Annotated in this window: 2 protein-coding genes; one reads left to right on the forward strand and one right to left on the reverse strand. The window is 44.1% G+C overall.

Going from position 1 to position 3,154, the window contains the following annotated elements; all coding sequences use genetic code 11:
• Positions 1-70: 70 nt before the first annotated feature.
• Positions 71-2,350: a VCBS domain-containing protein gene (locus RH85_RS16995; RefSeq protein ID WP_083824891.1), complete on the forward strand. Its 2,280-nt coding sequence runs from the start codon at positions 71-73 to the stop codon at positions 2,348-2,350.
• Between the two features lie 69 nt (positions 2,351-2,419).
• Here RH85_RS16995 and RH85_RS17000 read toward each other — a convergent pair.
• Positions 2,420-3,154, reverse strand: a 735-nt coding sequence (locus RH85_RS17000; RefSeq protein ID WP_006713940.1) for a hypothetical protein, incomplete at its 5' end; no start/stop codon positions are given.

Raw genomic sequence — 3,154 nt, forward strand, 5'->3', positions numbered from 1 at the left:
ATGCCGATGGTAATTGGGTCTATAACGTTGACAACGCGGACGTGCAATATCTGGCGCAAGATGAAACCAAATCGAAACCTTCACCGTCACCTCGGTGGATGACACCACGCATGATATTGTTATTACCATTACAGGGGTCAACGACAGCGCGGTCATCTCAGGTGATGCAATTGGCGCGGTGACCGAAGATGATACCGATCCAGTACTGACCGATTCGGGCGTATTAACCCTTACCGATGCTGATAGCGGTGAAGCCAAGTTCGATCCTGCTAGCGTCGTCACTCCAGCTGGCGCACTCGGCGAGCTCACCATAGATGAAAACGGCAACTGGGATTACCAAGTCGATAATGCCGACGTGCAATATCTCAAAGCCGGAGAGACCAAACAAGAAGTCTTTTCTGTCGCCTCGATTGATGGAACAACTCACGATATTACTGTCACTATCAACGGTATCAATGAAATCCCTGATGCGATGAATGACTCAAAAGTGACTCAAGATCCTCGAATTAGACTCGACGAAGCTCCAGATTACGGAACGATGCAATACAACGTGGATAACCAAGGTTGGCAAGACATGGTGGTGGGTGAAGAATATGATGCCAATGCCCAAGTTCGTTTCGTACCTGATGAAGCAACCATTCAAACCATGACTCGTGATATCAAAGTCGGCAGCTTTGATGCTAATCCCAATACGCCCGAGTTCAACGGCCCGATTTCGACAAGCCACTGGGGTACTGTATCGGGGAGAACCGCAGTCTTTGAAGAAAATGGAACTACGATCACCACTAAAAGCTCAAGCGGCCCGCTTACCGCCTACAACACTTATGGTCACTTAGGCTCTGGGATTGGTGATAATGATAATAGTGGTTTGAGCCAGGGTGAAAAACTATCTATTACTATTGATGGGGAAGACATTAACGAAGTTACCTTCCGTCTCAGTGGCTTAGGTAGTTATTTTGATGAAATCTCGCCAAACGCGACCAAAGTAAAAATTACCGCCTTTGATGAAAATGGCGATCTGATTGATACCCAATCCGGCTATCGCCAGTCTGGTTCTTACGAAGATTACTATTCCTTCACCACCGATCGCCCAGTAAAAACATTTGAGTTAACGACCTCAGGCAGTAATGGTACATATGTGGTGCAAAACATGGTTATTTCGAAAACCTTAGCTGATGCCTTTGTACTCACTACCATACAAGCCGATAACTCGGAAACACCCAATCATGTAGCGCTTGATTTAAACTACGACGACGCAGACGTAACGCTTGATATGAGCGACAAAAAACTGATCGATAACGACATTACCAAGGGAGAACTTTACGTCGAAGAGAGCGAGACCCTGATAATTGCAGCATCTGCATTACTTGAAAATGATAGCGATATAGATAGTGGAACACTCTCCATTACATCCGTACAAAATGCAATTGGTGGGACCGTCACTATTAATGGCTCTGGAGATATCGAGTTTACTGCAAGCTCGGGTTATGTAGGCAAAGCGACCTTTGAGTACACAATTTCAGACGCGCAAGGTGGCAGTGATACCGCTACGGTCAATATCAATGTTGGTGCGACAGACAACACTTATTCGTGGTCGAGTGATACTGTGGGAACAGACGATGATCCTGGTAATGCTGTCATCGATACGTTCGACAGTAGCCAAGACATCATAGATTTGCGTGGTTTTGTCGCTGCAAGCTCAGTTTGGAGCTCAACCGATGTCGCTCAGAATGTGCAATTCACCGAAGTGGATGGCAATACGCAAATATCCTTGCTAGACAATAACGATGAGTTAGTTCAATCCATCACTCTAGACGGCATTGCTATCAATGACTTTACAGGAACGAACACGGCAGGAATGTCCGATGCCGAAGTGCTCAGTCATCTTGTTTCGGAAGAGAAGCTCCTTATTTCTGATACCTACGGTCATGAAGGTGATGATGTTCTTAGTGGTACACCCGGTGACGATGTATTTAGAAACGGTATGGGCAACGACACCTTCCGCATTCTTGATGAAAATGCAGGCAGTAGTGCCAACCCAACCACTGATACCATCATGAATTTCAATGTGAATAATGATGTGATTGATCTATCGGATTTACTTCCTGACTCGCCGACAACTCAAGACTTACTTGATCACATAGAGGTTGAGATTAATGACGATATTAATGACCTAACTGATACCCCCACCACCACGCTAGCAGTTACTGATGAAAATGGTGGTGTGAGTAAAGTTGTGATGAATAATGTTGGCTGGAATGAGCTCGGTATTAATGATGTCGCAGCCAGCCAAGAAACCATCATCGTCAAGCTGGTTGATCAGCTCAATGGTGTCAACGTTGATGGATAACCAAAAAGACAACAGACAAGCGCTGCTTAATAATGCGTTAAAGCCTAGCTAGCGCTTGTCTTTCTTTACTCAATTTTCGGCATAGTGATTCCAATATACCGGCAATAAGTAGTCATCACAGCCGCTACATTGATACTGATTATCACCAATCGGAGTAAAAGTTAGCTTAACGGCATTATCACCTTCAATCGTTGTCTCTGGTTGGCAATAATCACCGTGATCAAAAAACTCTTCGACAGCGGTAAAAATAATCTGCTCCCCCTGCAAACAAACGTTGTAGTTACGGGCGATACTACTCTTGTTGTTACGAAGCCACGCACGATATTTATCGATACTAATGTAAGAACTGCCGATCGTATCTCGGTATATTTCAGGATACTTTTGCATAAAATCGAGACTATTTTCAGCATCTAAAGCCTGATCTCGTCCAAAAGCACCTTGATACGGGCTTTCTTCAACCACATAGTCAAATATCAAGAAGTCGTAATAAACGTAAACGTAGTAACTTAAACCAATACATAGTGAAAACAATAGAGCGATGCCCTTTCTCGCCCAAGAGGTGCGCCAAAACGCCCACAAGACAAACGACACACCGATAAAACAGCCAGACAAAACGATGACTAAGAAGATCGACACATCAGAGGCGTTACGACCAAGATAGGCGATAAACTCACTCATATCACCATTAAAATCATCAAATAAACTCAAAGCTAATAAGACGATAAAAACAACCAAGGTAAACAACGCGGATAACTTGAAGATCTGTGTTTTTTTCATAACCAACCACCAAACGCAGGATTTATA

Origin of the sequence: Vibrio ichthyoenteri ATCC 700023 (assembly GCF_000222605.1) — a bacterium.
Lineage (GTDB): Bacteria > Pseudomonadota > Gammaproteobacteria > Enterobacterales > Vibrionaceae > Vibrio > Vibrio ichthyoenteri.